Source organism: Streptomyces sp. S063, from assembly GCF_002832675.1.
Classification (GTDB): Bacteria; Actinomycetota; Actinomycetes; order Streptomycetales; family Streptomycetaceae; genus Streptomyces; species Streptomyces sindenensis.
This window is the reverse complement of record NZ_CP021707.1, coordinates 5241952-5261584: the sequence shown is the minus strand read 5'-3', so window position 1 is coordinate 5261584 and position 19633 is coordinate 5241952. Positions and strand designations below refer to the sequence as shown.

Below are 19633 nucleotides of genomic sequence, written 5' to 3'. Positions count from 1 at the left end.
GTCGCACCCCATCGCCAGCCATCAGCAAAAGGCCAGGTCAGCGCCCCACAGGGAAGATCCCTGCAGGTCACCGACCCGGCCCATTACTAGGAGACCAAGAAGGCTTGACCTTCGTTCTTGTTCCGATGGGGTACGACCGGTCTCCGGTCGTACCCCATCGGGCGTTTCAGGAGGCGGTCTCCTGGTCGTGGAGCTGGTCAGTGACCGGCGGCGAGTTCGCCGCTGAGCTTGTCGTGCAGGTGAGCGCTCGGGGTGTTGAGCCCGGTGATCTCCACGGCCTTGCCACGCTGGGCGTACTTGGTCTCGATCGCGTCGAGGGCGGCAACGGAGGAGGCGTCCCAGACGTGCGCCGAGCTCAGGTCGATGATCACCTTGTCCGGGTCGGTGGCGTAGTCGAACTGACCCACCAGGTCGTTGGAGGAGGCGAAGAACAGCTCACCCGTGACCCGGTAGACCACTGTCGTGCCGTCCGGGTCGACCACGGCGGTGACCTCGGCGAGGTGGGCGACCCGCTTGGCGAAGATGACCATGGCGGTGACGGATCCCAGGACGACGCCGATGGCGAGGTTGTGGGTGGTGACGACCGCGGCGACGGTGATCACCATGACGGCGATCTCCCCGGCGGGCATCCGCTTGAGGGTCTTCGGGGCGATGGAGTGCCAGTCGAAGGTCGCGAACGACACCATGATCATGACGGCGACGAGGGCCGCCATGGGGATGTCGGAGACGACCGGGCCGAAGACGATGCACAGCACCATCAGGAACGCGCCCGCCAGGAAGGTCGAGACGCGGGTGCGGGCGCCGGAGACCTTCACGTTGATCATCGTCTGGCCGATCATGGCGCAGCCGCCCATGCCGCCGAAGAAGCCGGTGACGATGTTGGCGACCCCCTGGCCGATCGACTCGCGGGTCTTGTTGGAGTGGGTGTCGGTGATGTCGTCGACCAGCTTGGCCGTCATCAGCGACTCCATCAGACCGACCAGCGCCATGGCGAACGCGTACGGGGCGATCGTCGTCAGCGTGTCCAGCGTGAACGGAACGTCCGGCAGGCCCGGGACGGGCAGGGAGGCCGGCAGTTCGCCCTTGTCGCCCACGGTCGGCACCGCGATGGCCGCGCCGACGGTGATCACGGTGAGGATGACGATGGAGACGAGCGGGGCGGGGATCACTGACGTGATCTTCGGGAAGAACACCATGAGGGCCAGACCGGCGGCGATCAGCGGGTAGACGGCCCACGGGACGTCGCGCATCTCCGGGATCTGGGCCATGAAGATCAGGATGGCGAGCGCGTTGACGAAGCCGACCATCACCGAGCGCGGGATGAACCGCATCAGTTTCGCCACGCCCAGCGCGCCGAGGACGACCTGGAAGACACCGGCGAGGATGACGGCGGCGATGAGATAGCCGAGGCCGTGCTCGCGGTTCAGCGGCGCGATCACCAGGGCGACGGCGCCGGTCGCGGCGGAGATCATCGCCCGCCGGCCGCCGACGATCGAGATGACGACGGCCATGGTGAAGGAAGCGAACAGACCGATCGCCGGGTCCACGCCCGCGATGATCGAGAACGAGATGGCCTCAGGGATCAGCGCGAGGGCGACGACCAGGCCGGCCAGGACCTCCGTGCGCCAGACCTTCGGGTGGGAGATCCAGTCGGGCTTCAGGCCACGCAGGCGCGCGGCGGGGGACACAGCAGTGGCGGCAGAAGACAAGGGAGACGGAACCTGTCGTGCTCGGGCACACCCCGTTCGGCAGGCCGGGACGTGCGGGAGGGCACGGAGAAGCCGGGACGGCACTCCGCGGGCGGCGCCGCGACATACGGAGCCGAAAGTCGCGGGGGGACGGAGCCGGGAACAGCCGCCGGCGCGGCCAGGCTCACGTCCGGGGGCGAAGCATCACGGTGGGCAGGCGGCGGCGCCGGGCGTCATGGACTCGCGCACGCTTCTCTCCTGCAAGAATCGATACTTCGCCGGGGCACCATCGGCCCCGGCACGGTAACAGCAGGGCTGGCGGGAGCCGCCCTCACGACGACAACTCTACCCTAACGTTAGGGTAGAGATCGGCGGCGCCCACCGAGGCCGAGGCCGCCGACAGAGGAGAAGGGCCAGGGGATCACGGGCGTGGACGGCAAGCACATGCAGATCGGCGAGGTCGCCGCACGGACCGAACTCTCCCTGCGCACCATCCGCCACTACGAGGAGACCGGCCTCGTCGTCCCCTCCGCCCGCTCCCGGGGCGGTTTCCGCCTCTATACCGAGTACGACGTCGCCCGCCTCATGGTCATCCGCCGCATGAAGCCGCTCGGTTTCAGCCTGGACCAGATGCGTGACCTGCTCGACGCCACCGACCGCCTCGACGCCGGCACCACCCTCGCCGCCGACGAGCACGAAGCCCTCCTGGAACGCGTCCGCACCTACCAGCAGGAAGCCGCCGAGCAGGTCGAGAAGCTCCGCGTCCAGCTCTCCCGCGCAGAAGACTTCGAAGGCACGCTGCGCGCCCGCCTGGAACGGGACACACCCGCCGCCCCGGCCTGACGACGAGTTCCGCGGGGGCCGGCCGCCACCACGGGCCGCGGAGGCGCGGGTACCGGCGAAGCTGTCCGGCGGCCGGCACTCCCAGACGACCGCTCACACGGTTCGGTACCCCCGACAGGCCGGGGCAGCGCCCTGCGGCCACCAACTCGCCCGGAGTCGACCGGCCCACACCGCACCGCATCGCATCGCACCGCACCGCGCCGCCACTGGCCTCATGCCGAGCGATGCGCTAATCTCAAAACGAGACGAGACGTCTCGTTTCGTTCATGGCGTCCATCGGAACAGTGAGGTCCACCATGGAACGCTTCGTCGACGCCGCCCCCGGCGTCCGTCTCTGGGCCGAGGAGCGCGGCGCTCCGGACGCGCCCGCCCTGCTCCTGGTGATGGGTGCGCAGACGTCCGGGCTCGGCTGGCCCGACGAGCTTGTCGAGCTGCTGGCCGTACGGCACCGGGTGATCCGGTACGACCACCGGGACACCGGCCGTTCCACCGCGTCCTTCGACGAACAGCCCTATCTGCTCACCGCGTTGGCCGAGGACGCCGTCGCCGTGCTGGACGCGTTCGGTGTGGAGCGCGCCCATGTGGTGGGGATGTCGGTGGGCGGCATGCTCACGCAGTTGCTCGTCGCCGACCACCCCGAGCGGCTGCTCAGCGCCACCGTCATCGGGACGAACGCGCTCAGCTCCACCCCGTACGTCGCGCCGGACGGCCGCCGCATCCCGCCGGAGGAACTGCCCGGCGTCTCCCCGGAGTTGCTGGAGCTGTGGTCTCGGCCCGTCGAGGACCGGGGCCCGGCGGCGGAGCTGGAGCGGCGCGTGGAGCACTGGCAGGTGCTCGGGGGCGGTCTGATCCCGTTCGACGCCGCGTACGCCCGGGAACTGGAGCGCAGGGTCATCGCGCACACCGGCCACCACCACGCCGGCACCGCGCACGCCCGCGCCGACTGTTCCGGCATGGAGCGCACCGGGCAGCTCGCCGCCACCGAGGTGCTCACGCTGATCACCTCGGCCCCCGCCGAACCGGTCGCGCCGGCCCCGCACGCCGAGCACCTCGCCCAGGTGATCCGCGGCGCCCGGCTCGTCGAGATCCCCGGCATGGGCCACGCCCTGCCCCGCGAGGTCCACGCCCCGCTCGCCGCCGCGATCCTGGAGCACACGGGCCGGAGCTGGGGGCCCGAGCTGAGGACCAGAAGCTGAGGGCCGGAGCACACGGGCCGGAGCTGAGGACCAGAAGCTGCGGGCCGGAGCACACAGGCCGGAGCTGGGACACCGGGCCGCGTTGCCCGTGTCGTACGCGTCGGAGCGGTCGGATCGGTCGGAGTCGGCATCCCGAGCCACCCGTCGCCCTCATCACACCGGCCGGAGCCGAACCCCGGGGCCGCGTCGTCCGCGTCATACCTCAGAGCCACGCCGCAGGTGCCCTCCTGAGCGGGACGTCAACTACCGCCCCTCCTCCCTACCTTCTGTATCGGAAGCACCTGGATCCCCCGGTACGGAAGGACCTCGCCTCATGCCCGACCGCCCGCGCAGACCCCGCCTGCGCCGCTCCCTGCTCGCCGCCCTCGTCACCTTCGCGGTGGCCGTGCCGGTGTCCGGAGCGGCCCGGCCCGAGGCCGTGCCCGCCCCCGCGCCGACCGTGCTCGGGCCGCTGCGGGACGCGAGCACGGCGGCGTTGGCGGAGCGGTACGCGGTCAGCCGGAGCGACATCCGGGCGGCCGGGCGGACGGCGGAGGCGCACGGGGACCTGAAGCGGGCGGACTCCCTGCGGGGGATGGCCGTGACGGGGCGGCAGTTCCTGTTCTTCGACGGGCGGGACGGCGGCCGGAGCGTCGAGGTCGTGGGCGAGCTGTCCTCGGCTCGGCGGATCGCGGTCCTGGTGCCGGGAGCCGGCGTCGGCCTGGACGCGTACTGGCGGCTCCGGCGCGATGCGACCGCCCTCCGCGAGGAGTTGGGCGAGGGCGGGGCCGTCATCGTCTGGCTGGGGTACCGCTCCCCCGCCACCGTCAGCCCGGCCGCTCTGACGACCGGGCGCGCCGACGAGGCCGCACCGGGGCTCCGGGCGCTGGTGGACGAGGTGCGCGCGGTGCGCCCCGCCGCCCGGATCAGCCTGCTCTGCCACTCGTACGGTTCGGTGATATGCGCCCGGTCCGCGCCGGGGACCTCCGCCGACGCCCTCGTCCTCTACGGCAGCCCCGGGGTCGGCAGCGAGGATGCCACCGCGCTCCGTACCGGTGCGCGGGTGTGGGCGGGGCGCGGCGGTGACGACTGGATCGCCCGCGTGCCCCATGTCCGGCTGCGGGTGCCGTTCGCCGCCACAGTGGGGTTCGGGACCGACCCGGTGGCGGAGGAGTTCGGGGCCGAGGTGTTCGACGCGGGCGACGGCGGTCACAGCGACTATCTGCTGCGCGGTTCGCGTTCGCTGACGAACCTGGCCCGGATCGTGGCCGGTGCCGAACCGCTGGAGACCTCCCGGTGACCGGGCTCGTCGCGCGGATCGAGGCCGCCACCCCGCCCGGCCGCGACCGCGCCGTCGACGCCCTGCGGGCCCTGGCGATCCTCGGTGTGGTGGGCGGGCACTGGCTGGTCACCGCGCTCGTGGCCGACAGCGGCACGGTGCGCGGGGCGAGCCCGCTGACCGAAATGCCGCACCTCACCCTCGTCTCCTGGGTCTTCCAGACGCTCGCGGTGTTCTTCCTGGTGGGCGGGATGGTGGCTGCGGGGAGTTGGGCCTCGGCACAGAAGCGGGGTGTGCCGTACGGGCCGTGGGTGGGCGGCCGTCTGGCTCGGCTGTTCCGGCCGGTGGCGGCGGTGCTGGTGGTGTGGACGCTCGCGGCCGCGGCGATGCTGGCGGCCGGGGTGGGCGAGTCGACCGTCCGGGCGCTGGGCAAGCTGGTCTGGTCCCCGCTGTGGTTCCTGCTGGTCTTCGCCGTGCTGACCGCGCTGACTCCGCTGGTGGCGCGGCTGCACCCGCTGTGGCCGCTCGTGATCGTGCTGCACGTCGACCTCGTACGCCTGGGTCTTGGCGGTCCGCAGGAGCTGGGGTGGGTCAACGTGGTCGCGGGGTGGCTGGTGCCGTACTGCCTGGGGGCGCTGGTGGCCCGGGGCGGGCTGCGCGGCCGGACGAGCCGCTGGGCACTGCTGCTCGGCGGGGCGACGGCGGCGGCCGGACTCGTGCTGTGGGCCGGCTATCCGGCGTCCATGGTCGGCGTTCCGGGCGGCCGGATGTCCAACCTGGACCCGCCGAGCCTGGCCGCCGTCGCGTTCGGGCTGGCCCAGTGCGGGGCGGCGCTGCTGCTCGGGCCGCTGCGCCGGGTGCTGCGCAGGCCCGCGGCGTGGGCCGTGGTGGCGGTGGTGAACCTGGCGGCGATGACCGTGTTCCTCTGGCACCAGACCGCGATGATCGTGGTGACGGCGAGCGCGCTGCTGCTCGCGGACGGGCCGCTGCCGGGGCTGCACACCGTGCCCGACGGGGCCGACTGGGTGGTCGCCCGACTGCTCTGGTTGCCGGTGTTCGCCCTGGCGCTGCTGGGGTGCTGGGCGGCGTTCCGGGGTTACGAACAGGGCGGACACCGTACGGTCGGGGGCTCCCTCGTCGTACGGGAGGCCGCCCCCGAGCGGAAGGGGAGGGCGCGTCGTGCCTAGTCTGAGGGCAAGCGGAGCCGAGGGGGCGGTGGGGGCCGTGAGGTCGTCGAGAGCGATGCGCCTGCGGGCGGCGGTACGCCGTGCGCCGCGTGCGCTGTACGAAGAGCTGTGGGCAGCGCCCGCCGACCGGGTGCCGCGCATGGGCGAGCCTGGCGCGCCGGTGTGGCGGCCGGTGTTCCTGGTGGTGCTGGTGATCATCGCGGTCGGCTTCACCGCGGTCCGTACCGTCGAGCTCACCCCGCACGGAGCCGAGGTCAGCGGCCTGGCGGTGCTGGTGGCCGTCGCCCAGGCCGCGGCTCTGGTGGCCGGGATGAGCCGGCCGGTGGGGGCGTGGTGGGCGGCGACGGCGCTGGCGGTCGTGGCGATCCTGGCCACCGTGGCCACCGCTCCCCTGGACCACCCGTCCGAGTGGGTCAGCGGTCTCCCGCTGAGCCCCCGGGCTCTGTATCCCAACCCCTTCGGGGGCGTGGCCCTGCAGGGCGGCGCCCTGTTCCTGCTGGCGTTGCGGGTCCGGCGCCGCCGTGCGGTGGCCGCACTGGTGCTCTCGACGGCGCCCGCGCTTTTCCTGGCCTTGCGCACGCCTCCGCTGCCTCATTCCGGCCTCGCCGCGACCCTGCTCGTCTTCGCCACCGCGACCGTGCTCGGCAGCGCGCTGCGCAGCCTGCGCCTGGCCCGTAAGGACCTCGTCGTGCAGGCCGAGTTGACCACCGAGGAGCGGGCCCGGCGCACCCTGCTGGAGGAGCGCAACCGGATAGCGCGCGAGCTGCACGACGTGGTCGCCCACCACATGTCGGTGATCTCCATCCAGGCCCAGGTCGCCCCGCATCTGGTGGAGCGCCCCACCGAGGAACTGCGGGAGAATCTGGCCGGCATCCGCGAGAACGCCCTGGAAGCCCTCGCCGAGCTGCGCCGGGTGCTGGGCGTCCTGCGCTCGGAGGACGCCCCGGCGCAGGGCGACGACACCCGGCACGCCCCGCAGCCCGGGCTCGACGGGCTCGACGGCCTGGTCGCCACCGTGCGCTCGACCGGCCTCGCGGTCGCCCTCCGCACCACCGGCGAACTCCGTCCCCTCCCGCCGGGCGTCGAGCTGTCCGCGTACCGCATCGTGCAGGAGTCCCTGAGCAATGTGATGCGCCACGCGCCCGGGGCGAGCGCCGAGGTGGTGATCGGCCACCGGCCCACCGGGCTGACCGTCCGGGTCGTCAACTCCCCGCCGGAGCGCCCGGCCACCCCCTCCCCCGGCGTACGCCACGGGCTGCTCGGGATGCGTGAGCGCGCGGCGATGCTCGGTGGTGAGCTGGCCACCGGGCCGACCCCCGAGGGCGGCTGGGAAGTCACCGCGATCCTGCCCGTCGACGCCGGCACCAAGACGGCCGAACCGAACAAGACAACCGAGGAAGTCCCATGACCCCGCCCATTCGTGCCGTGATCGCCGACGACCAGATGATGGTCCGCCAGGGCTTCACGGTGCTGCTCAACGCCGAGCCGGACATCGAGGTCGTCGGCCAGGCCGTGAACGGGCTGGACGCGATCGACAAGGTCGCCGAACTCGCCCCGGACGTCGTCCTGATGGACATCCGGATGCCCGAGCTGGGCGGCATCGAGGCGACCCGGCGGATCACCTCCGCCGAGGGCTCGACGGTGAAGGTGCTCGTCCTGACCACGTTCGATCTCGACGAGTACGTCTACGAGGCGCTGCGCGCGGGCGCCTCCGGCTTTCTGCTCAAGGACGCCTCGGCCGATGAACTCGCCCACGCGGTACGGGTGGTGGCGGCCGGCGACGCGCTGCTCTCCCCGAACATCACCAAGAGGCTGATCGTGGAGTTCTCCCGGACGGCCGGGGCGCCCCGCGCGCCGCTCAAGGAGCGGGTGGGGGACCTGACCGAGCGGGAGACGGAGGTGCTGACGCTGATCGCGGGCGGCCTGTCGAACGCCGAGATCGCCCGGCAGCTGATCGTCGCCGAGCAGACGGTGAAGACCCATGTGGGCCGCATCCTGGTCAAGTTGGGCCTCCGCGACCGGACCCAGGCGGCGGTGTACGCGTACGAGTCGGGGGTGGTGCGCCCGGCGGGCCTCTGACCACCCGGGCCGGGCGCGGGGCCCGTTTCGTAGGATCGGCTCCGTGACGACGGGGAACGGGGCAGGAACAGGGGGCGTCGGTACGGTGCCGCCCACGGAGAACGAGCGCGCGCTGTCCGCCGCCGTCAGGGCCGGGAGCGCCGACGCCTTGGTGGAGCTGCTCGCGCGGATGCGGCTGTACGTGCTCGTCGCCCGGCTGCACGCGGACATCCCGGGCTGGACGGCCCCGCTGCCCACGATCCGTGACGAGGCCACCCGGCGGACCTGCGTCCCGGTCCTGACCCAGGGGATGCTGCCGCCCTGGCACCCCGAGTGGGTCTTCCGCGAGGTGGGCCTCGGCGAACTGGCCCGGACCTGGCCGTACGACGTGCGCCGCCTCGCGGTGAACCACGGCACCCCTTACGCGGCAATGGTCGACGCCCGGCCCGGGCGCCTCAAGGCCTGGCTGAAGGCCGCCGAACGCCTCGGCGGGCCCGAGCAGGGGATGCTGCTCACCGACAGCGGCGGACCCCTGCACGGCCCGCTCGCCCGCGGACTGGCGCTCGGCGCCCACCTGGCCGTCACCAACGGCCTCATCTGGAACCGGCTCGGCGCCGCCTACGAGGACTACGCGGCCGACCGGGCCCGGCTGCGCCGTCCGTGGGGCATCCAGCACCGCGCCGAGTACCGCGACCGCCTCGCGTCACTGATGAAGAACCAGCTGGTCGGGCGCGTCCAGGAAGCCGTCCTGCGCACCCGGCACACCGTGGCCGCCCGCACGGGGCGGACACCGACGCGCGAGGAGTGGGCCCAGGCGGTGGGCCGGGCGTTCACCGCACGTGACGCCGGCGACCGGGCGCTGGCGGAGCGGTCGTTGCGCTGGATCACCCTGTACGAGGACAAGCTCCGGGCCGATGGCGCGCTCGCCCCGGACGGGCGCGTCGACACCCTGGCCGCCTTCGACCTCGGCCGGGCGGTCAATGTCGTACGGCTCGCGCTCGGCGCCCGGTACACCGATCCGTACGAGGCCGAGCAGGACGTCCTGCGCCTCGGCGAACTCGCCCGGAGCGCCTACTCCTCCTGGTCGGACTTCTCCCTCGGCTACCTCATGGCCCGGCTGGTCCACCGGGCGGAGGACGACGGCCCGGAGGCGGCGGAGGCCACGTACCGACAGTCGCTCGCCGAGCACCGCGCCCTGACCCAGGACCCCGCCGGCCCCTACCGGAACCTCCCCTGGTCATGAACCTCATGAATCCGAACCCGAACCCGGGCCCGGGCCCGCACGCCGCTCCCCCGGCCCCCGGAGGGCCCGCCTCCGCTCCGTGGACCCCCGCCGCCTGGGTCCCGCCGTCCGAGACCGAGCAGCTCCTCCACGAGGCCGCTCTGCGCGGCGACGTACGGGGTCAACTGGCCGCGCTGGCCGGAACCGAGCTGTACATCCCGGCCCCGCGCGCCGAGGTGGACGCCGATCCGGACACGGTGATGTGGCGGCGTCACGTCGACCCGGCGGGCTTCGTCTGCCGGCCCCTCCTCACCCGGGGCATGCTGCCCGCGTGGCACCCGGACTGGGTCTTCCGAGGGGTCTCGCTGCGGTGGGTCGCCGAGTTCGGCTGGTCCGATCCGCAGGTGTGGCTGGGCGTGAACGTGGGAACGCCCGGTCAGTTGCTGCTTCCCGCCGCCCCGCCCGACCTGGCCCTGTGGCAACGGGCGTACGCGGAGAACGACCGGGCCTCCGCCAACCGGCTCGTCGCCCTGCGGCACGGCGCGCTGCACGGGCCGCTGGCGTACGGCCTGGCCTGCGGGGTGCATCTGGCGATCGGGAACGCCGTCCCGTGGAACGAGGTCGGCACCGTCTACCGCGAGTACGTCGACGAGCGCGAGCAGCTCCGCGACTCCTGGGGCATCACCGACCACGAGGGGTGGCGCCGGCAGCTGGACTTCCTGCTGGACGCGGCCAACAGTCCACCGGAACCGGACTTCGCGCTGCGCGCCCGCGAACAGTTGGCGGCGGCGATCGGCGAGCTGCCCTCGGCCGATCTGTGGCGGGAGACAGCCGCCGGTCACGCCCAGGACCTCGGGGCCGACGCGAGCTCGGTCAAGGGCATCGAGGACCTGGTGCGCCGGATCATGCGTTACGAGGCCCGGTTCCGCGCGGACGGGCTGCTGCCGCCGGACGGCCGGGTGCGCACGACGGTCGCGTACGACTACGGCCGGGCGGTGAACCTGGCGCGCTGGGGGTTGTCGGCGCGGTTCTGCGGTCCGGCCGACGCCGAGGCGGCGATCGTGTACGCCGGGGCGCTGAGCAAGTCGGCCTACCGGTCGTGGGAGGAGTTCTCCGCCGGGTACGCGCTGGGGCGGGTGCTGCGGTTCGACGAGGAGGAGTACGGGCCGTTCTACGAACAGAACGTCCTCGCCCACCGTCTGCTGACGGAGAGCGAGGGCAGTCCGTGGCGTCACATCCCGTGGCGCTGAGGCAGGGCTGTCCCGGTCAGCCGCCGGGCAGCAGATGGCGGTAGCTGTCCGGGTTCTCCACCAGGAACTGGGCGAAGCTCTGCGCCGGGCGTCCGGTGAGCGTGGGCACCGCGTCCGAGACGGCGGCCAGCTCGCCGTTGGCGATGGCCTCGTAGGAGGTGACCCAGCCGGCCACCTCCCAGTCCTCGGCCCCGTAGCCGGCCCGGGAGGCGTAGGCCTCCTCCCGGGTCTCGGGGACGTAGACGACGGGCCGTCCGGTGACGCGGCTCAGCTCGTCGGCCGCCTCGGCGAGGGTGAACGCCTCGGGTCCGGTGAGGTCGTAGACCCGGCCGTCGTGGTCCGTGCCCTCGTCCAGCAGGACGGCCGCCGCCGCGTCGGCGATGTCCTCGTGGGCGACGGCCGCCACCCGCCCGTCGCCGCCGGGTCCGCGCAGAACGCCGTCGGTCCCGGTCATCGCGGGCAGCCCCGCGAGGTACCAGTTGTCCCGCAGGAAGGTGTGGCGGATCTCGGCGGTACGGATGTGGGCCTCGGTGTCCCAGTGGTCACGGGCGAAGGTGAACGTGGCGTCGGGCGCGGCCCCTTGGAAGGAGACGTACACGATCCGCTCCACCCCCACCGCCACGGCGGCGTCGATGGCGGTGGTGTGCTCGCGGACCCGGTACGGGCTCTCGTGGGCGGAGACCAGGAACAGGGTGTGGGCTCCGTCGAGGGCGCGGCGCATGGCCTCCCCGTCGCCGTAGGGGGCGGGGGGCGCGTGGTCGGCGCCGGGCACGTCGGGCAGCCGGGCGGGATCGCGGCCGAGGAGCCGTACGGGGACGCCGGTCCGGGCCAGCCGTCGGGCGACCCGGCCACCGACCGCTCCGCTCGCTCCGGTCACCGCGGTGAGGGGGCCGATCACTGGGATTCCTCTTCCTCTCGTCGGTCGTGGTACCAGTCGGCCAGGGGCCGCACATCGACGACCGCGCCCACGGGGAGCGGGCCGTACAGATGCGGGAACGCCTCGCCGCCGGGCTTCATCGCCTCGTACCGGACGGGATCGGTGAGGCGGCCGGGGTCGACGACCAGGACCACGAGCTCCCGGTCGTCGCCCCCGTACAGCATCCTCGCCACACCGGGGAGTTGGTGGGGCAGCGAGAGATGGATGAAGCCCTCCTCCTGGAGGGTGCGGCCGCGGGTGGACATCTCGTACGTCCCTGTCCCGCGGGCCGCCTCCCACAGAGGTGCTTCGGCGAGGTGCAGCAGCGGTTCGGTCATCGAACCACGCTACCGGGCGCTGCTTCGCGCCGGTCAGAAGGTGCGGCGACGAGCCCTGCGCGTGGCCACGAGGACCGTACCGCCGGCGGCCACCAGCGCTGCCGCGATGGACCCGATGATCCATTCGCCGCCCCGGGAGCCGGTGTCGGGCAGCTCACCCGGGTGGCTCGGCGAGTGCGTGGGGCGCGGCGTGTGATGGGTGGCGGTCGGAGTCGGAGTCGGAGTCGGCTCAGTGGGGGTCGCCGTCGGGTCGGTCGGGGTCGGAGTCGGTTCGGTGGGGGTCGGCGTGGGGTCCGTGGGGTTCGGCGTCGGATCCGTCGGCGTCGGCGTGGGATCGGTCGGCGTCGGCGTCGGGTCCGTGGGGTTCGGCGTCGGATCCGTCGGCGTCGGGGTGGGATCGGTCGGGGTCGGCGTGGGGTCCGTCGGGGTCGGCGTCGGATCCGTCGGGGTCGGCGTCGGATCCGTCGGGGTCGGCGTCGGATCCGTCGGGGTCGGCGTCGGATCCGTCGGGGTCGGCGTCGGATCCGTCGGGGTCGGGGTCGGGTCGGGGGTGCACGACGGCAGGTCCCCGTCGAAGGGATACGCGTGGATCTCCTGGCCGCCAGACTGGCCCTGCGAGGTGTGGGTGAGCGAACCCGCCGTGTAGAAGCGGCCGTTGGTGCCGCTCATGCTGAGTACGGTGGTGCTCGTCGGCTGGCCGACCAGGATGCTGCCCTCGAACTGGGCCGGGCCCGTCAGCGCCAGTTCGGTGGCGTCCGGGAAGTTCCACAGCAGGTTCTCGCGGAGGCCCTCGTTGGGGAACGAGCCCATGTACGTGGCGACGCTGCGGGTGCTGCCGTACACATTGACCAGGACGGTCGCACCCTCGGGGATGCCGTTGAAGACGAACCCCGTGTTGCCGCCCGCCGCCGTCGCCAGGTCCGCGTCCACGTCGAAGATCTGGATCGCGGACGTGCCGTCGCCGGTGAACGTGATGGTGTCGGCGACCTGCTGCCACGTGCCCGTCGCCGCTCGGTGCTCGCCGCCGTCGTACGCGTAGCACTGACTGGCCTCGGTGAGCTGCGGGCGCAGCTGGGTGTACGGGGCGGCAGCGTCCTCGTCGAAGCGCGGGGCGGTGGTGGGGTTCACCGTGCCCGTGAGCTCTCCCGCGTACGCGACGCGGCCGGAGTGCTCGCCCTCCTCGGCGAGGAGGCGCTGACCGGCGGCGATGGCGATGTCCCCGCCCGTCGTCAGATAGTCGGAACCGTCCGGCGGCGGCACCCGCGAACCGACGCCCGCGATGCCGACGTTGTAGACCTGCGAGACTCCCTCCCGCTTGTTCATGTCGAACTCGCCGAGCGTGACGACCTTGCCCTCCGCCTCGGCCGCCGCCTCGCGGACCAGGAAGTCCCCGCCGACGAAGACGTTGATGTTTCTGTCGAAGCCGACGACCGGGCCGTTGTTGGGGTCGTTCCAGCTGGGCGGGCAGGAGCTGCCGAGGCAGGGTCCCAGTCCGCCCGGCAGCGGATCGGCCCCAGCGGCCGGGGCCAGCACGCCCACCATCGCCGCTGCCGTGGCCACTGTCACTGCTGCCCGGATTGCGTTGCCGCGCCTGCGCGCCTTCTGTTCCATGCCGCGCAATATGCATGGTCATCACTTTGTCATTTTGTATGACACGCCGCTCTTGCCCGGTTACGTAGGCCTATAGGTTGGTTCTCCGCGCGACACGCGCGCAGGAGCGGCATGGCGGAGCCCGGGGCACCGGGCCGTCGGCAGCCGTCAGAGCGCCAGCAGCTTCGCCTCCAGTTCGGGGTCGAGGCCGACGGCCGGGCGATCGGGGCGCCGGGGCGCGGTGCCGCCGAGCGCCCGCAGCCAGGCCCAGGTGTCCGCGACGGTCTCCTCCACCGGGCGGCAGCGCAGCCCCGCCGCGTACGCCTTGGCGGGGTCGCCCCGGTGGAGCGTGTCGTACAGCTCGCCCGGCGGCAGCCAGATCGGGAGGTCGCTCCAGGGCTCGGCCCCGGCGGCCAGCAGCACCTCCGGATCGGTCCAGCGCAGCTCGGCGTCGGAGCCGGTGGCCCGCACGCAGGCCTCCAGCAGCTCGCCCATGGTCGCGTGGCCGGGGCGACTGACGGTGTTGTACGGGCCGTGGAGCCCGTCCGCCGCCGCGTCCAGGATCCACTCCGCCAGGTCCCGGGCGTCGATGTACTGGAGCTCCGTGTCGGGCCGGCCGGGGGCGATCACCGGTCCGCCGCGGGCGATCCTCGACAGCCACCAGGGGAGCCGGCCGATGTTCTCCCCGGGGCCGATGATCAGCCCGGCCCGCGCCAGCAGGGCCCGGCCCCCGAAGGCGTCGAGGACGGCCAGCTCACCGCCGCGCTTGGCCCGGTCGTACGGCGCGTCCCCGCCGTCGTCGGGCGAGGCGCCGGTCACCAGCGGGCCGTCCTCGTCGAGTCCGGGGGCGGCCGGGTGGGCGTACACCGAGCGGCTGGAGACGTAACTGAAGTGCCCCGCCCGGCCGGAGAGCAGGCGGGCGGCGTCCCGGACGGCGGCCGGCGCACCGCTCCAGGTGTCGACGACCAGGTCCCAGTCCCGCCCGCTCTCCGCCAGTGCCGCAAGCCCTCGCACGCCCGCGGCGCGGTCCCCCGTCAGCACGCTCACGCCGGGCGGGGGCGCGTGGCGGCCGCGGTGGAACACCGTGACATCCCAGCCCCGCTCCAGCGCCGCGTCGGTGACGGCCCGTCCGACGAATTCCGTACCGCCCAGCATCAGAAGCCTCATGGAACGACTCTGCCCACCGGCGGGCGGCGGGGGAACCCGGGCACGCTGTCAGCGGAACGGGGAACTCACCAGGGCAGTGCGGAACCGTACGGGTCAGGACGTACGGGCCAGCGGGGAGCGGTGGCGCAGGAGCCAGTCGTGGTAACCGCTCGCCCGTCGGGCGGCGTCCCGGTAGGCGTCCTCCAACTGCGCGTACACCACCTCGATGTCGGTCCCGGGCCGGGACACCAGGAGGAGGCGCACGGCGAGCGGATCGCCCAGCAGCGGGCGGATCACCATGTCGTCGCGCGGGCCCGACGTCGGCTGGCAGGGGGCGACCGCCTCGCCGAGCACGACGAGGGAGGCGGCGGTGAGGTAGTCGCCGTGCAGGACCGGCGGGTTCAGTCCGGCGGCGCCGAGCACCCGGCGCACCCCGTCCCACTCGCCGTCCACCGTGGGATCGACCATCCACGGGTCGCCCGCCAGATCGCCGAGCTCCACCACGCGACGGCGGGCGGCCGGGTGGTCCCGGGAGAGGGAGATGAACTGCGGTTCCCGGTCCAGGAGTACGCGCTGCTCCAGGCCCTCCGGCAAGGTGAGCGGACAGCCCTCCACCTCGTGTACGAAGGCGACGTCCAGGCGGCTCGCCGCGACCGAGCGCAGCAGCGCGTGGGCGGAGACATCGACCCGCAGGGAGATGTCGGTGCCGGGCAGGGCGACCCGCAGCCGGCGCAGCCAGCCGCCGATGACCCGGCTCGCGGTGGAGCCGATGCGCAGCCGGGAGCCGCGGGGCCGGGCGGCCTCGGCCTCCGCCAGCGCCGCGGTGACCAGGTCGCTCATGCCGTCGACGAGGGGCCGGGCCCGGCTCAGGACGGCGCGCCCCAGGGAGGTCGGGCGGCAGCCGGTCCGTTCGCGGAGGAACAGTTCGGCGCCGAGAACGTTCTCGATCCGTTGCAGCTGAGTGGTCAGGGAGGGCTGGCTCACGCCGAGGCGACGGGCCGCCTGGTGCAGACTGCCCGCGTCGGCGATGGCGCACAACGCCCTGAGGTGTCTCACCTCCAGCTCCATGCTGCGGAGACTATGACCGCCGCCCGCCGCACACCAGACGTCGCAACCCCACCAAACAGCGTCAATTCAGGGAGTGTTGGGCCCCGAGAGCTGTGACGATGCCGTGATAATGACGTGGGCACGGCATGACGGTGAGCTTCTGACGTGCACGAAGAGAAGGGCCGGGTGTCGATAGGGCGGTGCTATCGCCGTTCGGCATCATCCCCGGCGACTGTGTGCTGCACCACACTCTTCCCCGTACCGCCCCACGCCTTGTCCGCCCGACGGACACCCCCACGGCGTGGGTTCGTTCGGACAGGTAGGAGAAATCCCCCCATGAGACACCTCAGGAACGCCGTGGCCACCGCTGCCGCCGGGCTCGGCCTCGTCGCCGCGCTCGGCACCGCACCCGTCGCCGTCGCCGCTCCGGCCCCTGCCGCCCCTTCCGTTTCCTCCACCATCGCCGCGTACAACGGCTCCGGTGAGAACGCCGCCGCCAACCGCGCCTTCCTCGACGCGGTCATGAAGTCCGTCGCCGAGAAGCGCGCCTCCGACCCGGGCATCAAGGCCGTCACGGTCACCTACAACGCGTCGAGCGCGCCGTCCTTCCGCGCCCAGATAGCCAACAGCACGCGGATCTGGAACAGCTCGGTCTCCAACGTTCAGCTGCAGGAAGGCTCCAACGCGGACTTCACCTACCGTGAGGGCAACGACCCGCGCGGCTCCTACGCGAGCACCGACGGCCACGGCCGCGGGTACATCTTCCTGGACTACGCTCAGAACCAGCAGTACGACTCGACCCGCGTCACCACGCACGAGACCGGGCACGTGCTCGGCCTGCCGGACAACTACTCCGGACCGTGCAGCGAGTTGATGTCCGGCGGCGGCCCCGGCCCGTCCTGCACCAACGCCCAGCCGGACGCCGACGAGCGGGCTCGCGTCAACCAGCTGTGGCAGAACGGTCTGGCCTCGCTCGCCCGTTCCGCTTCCTGAAGCATCGCATCCCCGGCGGCATCGCGCTTCTGACGTCCTTGCGCATCTGATGTCTTCGCGGATCTGACGTCCTCGCGCATCTGATGTCTTCGCGGATCTGACGTCCTCGCGCATCCGACGTCCTTCGCGCTCGTCCGGCCGGTCCTGTGTCCCGGGACCGGCCGGAACCCCCCACACGACAGAGGACCGTTCCGCTTCGGGAACGGTCCTCTGCGCGATCCCCGACGCCTCCCCCTGTCAGGCGTCGAGTTCGTTACGGACGAGGGTCAGCAGTTCGTCCTCGGTCATGCCCAGGTCCCGGGCGTGGGCGACCGCTTCGCGCACTCTCTCCAGCAGCCGGGCGCGCTGCGGCGAGGCGCCCGCGGTGATCGCCGCGCCCCGGCCGCGGCGCAGCTCGATGAGCCCTTCCTCGCGCAGCCGTTGGTAACCGCGCAGCACGGTGTGGACGTTCACGCCGAGGGATTCGGCGAGCGCCCGGGCGGCGGGCAGCCGCTCGCCCGGGGCCACCGCACCGTCGGCGACCGCACGCCGGACCGAGGCGGCGATCTGGTCACCGAGCGGCACGGTGGAGGTCGGATCGACCCGGAAGAGCATGGTCAGCGCCCCGCCCGCTGCCGGTCGAGCAGCGTGTTGAGCAGAGCGGCGCCGGTGGCCGAGTCCGCGACGGTGACGGCGAACTCGCGGCCGCTCGTCAGGCTGACGACGATGGCCTCGCCCGAGCGGGTGATGACCCCGCTGCGCTCGGGACGGATGCGATAGCCCCAGCCGCCGTACTCCGCGAGGGCGTTGACCGGTCGGCTGTCCGCGACCTCCATCCGCTCCAGCGGCACCCGCACCCGGGGCCGGGGCAGCAGACCGGAGACGGTGAGACCGCGCCGGTCCACGCTGACGTGGGGGCGGCAGAAGGTGCCCGTCACCAGGGCGAACAGGATCAACGGCACCCCGATGAACCAGCTCTGCTCCCGTCCCACGGTGACTCCGGCCGCCAGCAGCACCAGCACGGCGACGGGGGCCCACCAGGCACCGATGCCGCGCCCCCAGGCCGCCACCTCGCCGTCGGCGAGCACGATCCTTTCCCGGGTCGCCGGGGCGGGGCCGCGAGGGTCCTCGGGCAGGGGGGTCAGACGGGACAGCAGAGCCCCGAGGGCTCCGGCGAGGGCGGCCGCCGCGAGGGCCACCGCGATGTGCCAGAGCGGGAACCCGTCGGCCGAACCGCCATCGGGGACGTCCACGTTGACGAACAGGACGGCGATCAGCAGATAGCCGAGGAACGCGGACGCGGCGAAGCCTCCGCCGATGAACCAGCGGTCGGCGCGGCCGTAAAGCCTGCCCCTGACCGCGATGAACGCCCACAACGCGCCGAGCACGAGCAGCGTGGGGAGCGTGTAGAGCAGATAGGAGCTGAAGCTCATGTATCCGTTGGCGGATCCGCCGACGTCGAAGTGGACGGCCAGCCGGTCGGGCAGGCGGTCCTTGACGACGGCGTAGAGCGTGAGGTCGATGAGGAGTGCGAGCAGAAAGGGCAGTGCGGCGAGAGTGACGCGGCCAAGGTTCTTGCTTGTCATGGAAAACCTCCGTTGTTCGCATGCTAGTAGAACAATGTGGCGGAGGCAACGGAGCGGAGGCAACGGAGGAGACGCGCGTCCGCCCCGCACCGGGACGCGGTACGGGGCGGAGGCGAGCGGTTCGGCAGCGACGGCCTGTTCGGCAGTGACGGTCTCTTGACGGTGGCGGCTGGACGACTTCCGGTCAGGCGGCCCCGGACCGGGCGACACGGGGCTGGAGACTGACGTCGTCCGGCAGGATCCGCTCGACGGCGGCCAGGGCACCGGCGAAGTCACGCTCGGCGCGCGCCGATTCGTACACCGCGCCGTCCAGGTGGAGGGCGAGATGGAGATCCGGTTCGGCCCGGCGCAGCGAGAGCAGACAGCTGAGCGTGGCGTGGCGGAGCGTGCCCGCCACGAGGACGGGCAGCGGCCGGTCCCACTCCAGGACGCAGTCGGTGAGCGCGCCGTCCCGCAGGCCGAACGTCCCGTTCTCCGGCGGTACGCCCGCGACGGGCCTCAGGCCGTCGAAGCTCTCGCCCTCGAAGTCGGCCCCTCTGATCCGGATCCGGATCCGCTGTCCGTCCGTGGTGAGAACGACGGCGTCGGAACCCTTGTTGTCCCGGTACCAGCCGGCCCACGACTCATCTGTCATGAGCAGGGACTGTAGCCCCTGCCACCGACATCAATCCGCGTGGGGCTCGCGCCACATGGGGTACATCGACGGACCGTCCGGCAGGTCGACCGTGCGGCCGAGGAAGCGGAATCCGAGCCGCTCGTACAGCGCCCGGCTCCGGGCGCTGCTCGCCTCCAGATAGGCCGGCAGCCCCTCCCGGTCGCAGCGCTCCAGCTCCGCCCCGATCAGCTCCGCCCCGATGCCCTCTCCCTGGCGGTCGGGACGGACGCCGACCATCAGCAGGTAGACGTGTGCGCGATCGTGCGGGTGAACCGCCCCGGTGAGTCTGCCCACCAGCTCGCAGCGGTCGTTGTCCGGGTCGGCGGTCTCACGCATCAGGGCGGGCGTGGGATCCTCCTCCTCCGGGGCCCCGGCGGGCACCGCCAGCCACAGAGCCACCGCCGCCTCGTCCTCGGCGATGTCGATACGGCCCTCGTCGAGGGCGACGTCGACGAAGACACCGAGGAACTTCCCGTGCACCGCGCGCCGGTGCGCCTCGTCGGGGAACACCCAGCTGCTGACCGGGTCGTCGTGGAAGGCCTCCTCCATGACCGAGACGACGAGCCCCCGGTCGCGCTGCTCCGCCTGCTGGATCCGTATACCCATGACGGGCTGCCGCCTCTCTGCTGCCTTCCTTCAACCAACCTCCGGAATACTAGAGTTGACAGGGTGCTGCCGGTC

Annotated in this window: 18 protein-coding genes and 1 pseudogene; 9 read left to right on the top strand and 10 right to left on the bottom strand. The window is 72.7% G+C overall.

Annotated features, from left to right (window positions below; translation table 11 throughout):
- Nucleotides 1-197: 197 nt before the first annotated feature.
- A complete protein-coding gene (locus tag CCZ36_RS24465; protein WP_128819725.1) occupies nt 198-1688 on the bottom strand; it encodes a SulP family inorganic anion transporter in 1491 nt (496 codons plus the stop codon).
- A 429-nt stretch (nt 1689-2117) separates the two neighbouring features.
- Between CCZ36_RS24465 and CCZ36_RS24460 the strand changes: the two genes are divergently transcribed.
- From CCZ36_RS24460 to CCZ36_RS24425, 8 genes are all read left to right on the top strand, one after another.
- Entirely contained in the window at nt 2118-2531 is a 414-nt protein-coding gene (locus CCZ36_RS24460; RefSeq protein ID WP_234427764.1) for a MerR family transcriptional regulator, read from the top strand.
- Nucleotides 2532-2827: 296 nt separating this feature from the next.
- Complete coding sequence (locus CCZ36_RS24455; protein WP_128818558.1) at nt 2828-3727, top strand: alpha/beta fold hydrolase; 900 nt, start codon at nt 2828-2830, stop codon at nt 3725-3727.
- Nucleotides 3728-4040: 313 nt separating this feature from the next.
- Complete coding sequence (locus CCZ36_RS24450; protein WP_128818557.1) at nt 4041-5006, top strand: alpha/beta hydrolase; 966 nt, start codon at nt 4041-4043, stop codon at nt 5004-5006.
- Entirely contained in the window at nt 5003-6172 is a 1170-nt protein-coding gene (locus CCZ36_RS24445) for an acyltransferase family protein (protein WP_128818556.1), read from the top strand. Before CCZ36_RS24450 ends, CCZ36_RS24445 begins: the two co-directional genes overlap by 4 nt.
- A 55-nt stretch (nt 6173-6227) precedes the next feature.
- Nucleotides 6228-7580, top strand: a complete 1353-nt coding sequence (locus tag CCZ36_RS24440; protein WP_128819723.1) for a sensor histidine kinase — start codon at nt 6228-6230, stop codon at nt 7578-7580.
- Complete coding sequence (locus CCZ36_RS24435; protein WP_069737578.1) at nt 7577-8251, top strand: response regulator; 675 nt, start codon at nt 7577-7579, stop codon at nt 8249-8251. Before CCZ36_RS24440 ends, CCZ36_RS24435 begins: the two co-directional genes overlap by 4 nt.
- Nucleotides 8252-8294: 43 nt before the next feature.
- Entirely contained in the window at nt 8295-9473 is a 1179-nt protein-coding gene (locus CCZ36_RS24430; protein WP_069737577.1) for a DUF1266 domain-containing protein, read from the top strand.
- Complete coding sequence (locus CCZ36_RS24425; RefSeq protein ID WP_370738533.1) at nt 9470-10702, top strand: DUF1266 domain-containing protein; 1233 nt, start codon at nt 9470-9472, stop codon at nt 10700-10702. The genes CCZ36_RS24430 and CCZ36_RS24425 overlap by 4 nt, the downstream gene beginning before the upstream one ends.
- A gap of 16 nt (nt 10703-10718) precedes the next feature.
- Here CCZ36_RS24425 and CCZ36_RS24420 read toward each other — a convergent pair whose 3' ends face one another.
- The 5 genes from CCZ36_RS24420 to CCZ36_RS24400 all read right to left on the bottom strand — a co-directional run bounded on the left by CCZ36_RS24420 (nt 10719) and on the right by CCZ36_RS24400 (nt 15760).
- Nucleotides 10719-11600, bottom strand: a complete 882-nt coding sequence (locus CCZ36_RS24420; RefSeq protein ID WP_069737576.1) for an SDR family oxidoreductase — start codon at nt 11598-11600, stop codon at nt 10719-10721.
- The gene (locus CCZ36_RS24415; RefSeq protein WP_128818555.1) at nt 11597-11956 is read right to left on the bottom strand and encodes a DUF952 domain-containing protein; all 360 of its coding nucleotides are present in this window, start codon (nt 11954-11956) and stop codon (nt 11597-11599) included. Before CCZ36_RS24415 ends, CCZ36_RS24420 begins: the two co-directional genes overlap by 4 nt.
- A gap of 33 nt (nt 11957-11989) precedes the next feature.
- Complete coding sequence (locus CCZ36_RS24410) at nt 11990-13567, bottom strand: choice-of-anchor A family protein (RefSeq protein ID WP_237302737.1); 1578 nt, start codon at nt 13565-13567, stop codon at nt 11990-11992.
- Nucleotides 13568-13714: 147 nt separating this feature from the next.
- Entirely contained in the window at nt 13715-14701 is a 987-nt protein-coding gene (locus CCZ36_RS24405; protein ID WP_128819719.1) for an NAD-dependent epimerase/dehydratase family protein, read from the bottom strand.
- Between the two features lie 105 nt (nt 14702-14806).
- Nucleotides 14807-15760, bottom strand: a complete 954-nt coding sequence (locus CCZ36_RS24400; protein WP_128818554.1) for a LysR family transcriptional regulator — start codon at nt 15758-15760, stop codon at nt 14807-14809.
- Between the two features lie 315 nt (nt 15761-16075).
- Here CCZ36_RS24400 and snpA point away from each other — a divergent pair, with 315 nt between their 5' ends.
- A complete protein-coding gene (gene snpA / locus CCZ36_RS24395) occupies nt 16076-16732 on the top strand; it encodes a snapalysin (RefSeq protein ID WP_069737572.1) in 657 nt (218 codons plus the stop codon).
- Nucleotides 16733-16969: 237 nt separating this feature from the next.
- Here the strand turns inward: snpA and CCZ36_RS24390 are convergent, their stop codons facing one another.
- From CCZ36_RS24390 to CCZ36_RS24375, 4 genes and pseudogenes are all read right to left on the bottom strand, one after another.
- The gene (locus tag CCZ36_RS24390; RefSeq protein WP_069737571.1) at nt 16970-17326 is read right to left on the bottom strand and encodes a GntR family transcriptional regulator; all 357 of its coding nucleotides are present in this window, start codon (nt 17324-17326) and stop codon (nt 16970-16972) included.
- A 2-nt stretch (nt 17327-17328) separates the two neighbouring features.
- A complete protein-coding gene (locus tag CCZ36_RS24385) occupies nt 17329-18297 on the bottom strand; it encodes a DUF1648 domain-containing protein (protein ID WP_128818553.1) in 969 nt (322 codons plus the stop codon).
- A gap of 202 nt (nt 18298-18499) precedes the next feature.
- Nucleotides 18500-18931, bottom strand: a pseudogene (locus tag CCZ36_RS24380) (DUF6304 family protein); the annotation flags it as partial.
- A gap of 30 nt (nt 18932-18961) precedes the next feature.
- A complete protein-coding gene (locus CCZ36_RS24375; RefSeq protein WP_128818552.1) occupies nt 18962-19558 on the bottom strand; it encodes a GNAT family N-acetyltransferase in 597 nt (198 codons plus the stop codon).
- Nucleotides 19559-19633: the final 75 nt, after the last annotated feature.

Excerpts from the sequence above, each read along its gene's own strand:
- snpA (WP_069737572.1), top strand. The coding sequence starts at position 16,076 with ATGAGACACCTCAGGAACGCCGTGGCCACCGCTGCCGCCGGGCTCGGC.
- CCZ36_RS24390 (WP_069737571.1), bottom strand. The coding sequence starts at position 17,326 with ATGCTCTTCCGGGTCGATCCGACCTCCACCGTGCCGCTCGGTGACCAG.
- CCZ36_RS24400 (WP_128818554.1), bottom strand. The coding sequence starts at position 15,760 with ATGGAGCTGGAGGTGAGACACCTCAGGGCGTTGTGCGCCATCGCCGAC.
- CCZ36_RS24405 (WP_128819719.1), bottom strand. The coding sequence starts at position 14,701 with ATGCTGGGCGGTACGGAATTCGTCGGACGGGCCGTCACCGACGCGGCG.
- CCZ36_RS24425 (WP_370738533.1), top strand. The coding sequence starts at position 9,470 with ATGAACCTCATGAATCCGAACCCGAACCCGGGCCCGGGCCCGCACGCC.
- CCZ36_RS24410 (WP_237302737.1), bottom strand. The coding sequence starts at position 13,567 with ATGGAACAGAAGGCGCGCAGGCGCGGCAACGCAATCCGGGCAGCAGTG.
- CCZ36_RS24440 (WP_128819723.1), top strand. The coding sequence starts at position 6,228 with ATGCGCCTGCGGGCGGCGGTACGCCGTGCGCCGCGTGCGCTGTACGAA.
- CCZ36_RS24455 (WP_128818558.1), top strand. The coding sequence starts at position 2,828 with ATGGAACGCTTCGTCGACGCCGCCCCCGGCGTCCGTCTCTGGGCCGAG.
- CCZ36_RS24385 (WP_128818553.1), bottom strand. The coding sequence starts at position 18,297 with ATGACAAGCAAGAACCTTGGCCGCGTCACTCTCGCCGCACTGCCCTTT.
- CCZ36_RS24435 (WP_069737578.1), top strand. The coding sequence starts at position 7,577 with ATGACCCCGCCCATTCGTGCCGTGATCGCCGACGACCAGATGATGGTC.
- CCZ36_RS24375 (WP_128818552.1), bottom strand. The coding sequence starts at position 19,558 with ATGGGTATACGGATCCAGCAGGCGGAGCAGCGCGACCGGGGGCTCGTC.
- CCZ36_RS24415 (WP_128818555.1), bottom strand. The coding sequence starts at position 11,956 with ATGACCGAACCGCTGCTGCACCTCGCCGAAGCACCTCTGTGGGAGGCG.
- CCZ36_RS24450 (WP_128818557.1), top strand. The coding sequence starts at position 4,041 with ATGCCCGACCGCCCGCGCAGACCCCGCCTGCGCCGCTCCCTGCTCGCC.